The sequence below is a fragment of the Phocaeicola sp. RTP21198st1_B8_RTP21198_201120 genome, from assembly GCF_040929485.1.
Classification (GTDB): domain Bacteria; phylum Bacteroidota; class Bacteroidia; order Bacteroidales; family Bacteroidaceae; genus Phocaeicola; species Phocaeicola dorei.
In genome coordinates, this window is the sequence record NZ_JBCOCI010000529.1 from 1 (window position 1) to 1067 (window position 1067).

General features: G+C 43.8%; 1 protein-coding gene. It reads right to left on the reverse strand.

Annotated elements, in window-relative coordinates; translation table 11 throughout:
* Positions 1–1067 (reverse strand): triple tyrosine motif-containing protein (locus tag AB5935_RS27835; RefSeq protein ID WP_368328080.1); only part of this gene is annotated, 1067 nt, incomplete at both ends.

Genomic DNA, 1067 nt, shown 5'->3' on the forward strand with positions numbered 1-1067 from the left:
CCCATGGGGTTTTCCACCAGGGAGAAAGAATGATGATTTCCAGCGTTTTTCCCTGGGTGTTCCATACATCGTCGTTGTTGGAGGCAATGACATGAAAGATGTATTTGCCGGGAGCGATATTGGTATAATAGGCTTCTTTACGGGTTCCCACATGATTCCAGTCTTCATCGTGTCCCACTAATTTATAAGCATACTGGTTCTGTTCGTGAAGAATGTAATTGAGCGCACAGTATGCAATGGAGAAGTTATTTTGATTGTATGCCAGAGTGATGGTTTCTGTGTCGTCGGGATTGGCATCCAGCAAATGACTCTGATCGCCCGGTTGGATCACTTTGTTGTTAACGGTCAACTGGGTGAGTACTACCGGCGGCATCATATTGTTTTTTATCAACGAGCGGGGAGCAAAGGACAGGAATCCATTACTGCCGCTGAAATAAACTTCTCCATTAGGGAGGCAAATGCCTCCTTGCGGAGTAAATTCTAACGTTTCAAGGCCGGCGAAGCAGTCATAAACGTGCACTTGTCCCGTTTTAGTGTTGATTTCGGCAATGCCATTATCAATACTTGCCCATATATTCTGGTTGTATTCTATTAAAGTATAGACCTCTTCGTTAGTCAGTCCTTCCTCCGTACCGATATGACGCACGATCCCTTTACCTTCCTGATATTGGTAAATACCTGCTCCAAAAGTGCTGATCCATATTTCTCCGTTCTTCTTTCTTAGAATACTGGTTACGTAGTTATTTTCCAGTTGACGGGATGGATCTTTCTCCTCTGTCGAATATTGTATGAGGGTCTTTTTTTCTACGTCGTACTCATAGAGCCCGAATGAACGTGTTCCGATCAGATATACATTCTTGCGCAGAGGCAAAAATGCCCGGATGCTGGAGAAACTGATTGTTTCCCCTTTCTCTCCGATGGGGAACTTGCGCGTTATTTTTTTATCTTTGGTAATTCTGACTAGTCCCTGACGTGAAGTAGTCCCTAGCCAAATGTCTTCATTCGAGTCCCGATAGATGCTATAAATACCCAGGTTCTTTTCATTAAACTGGTGAATAAGCGAGAAG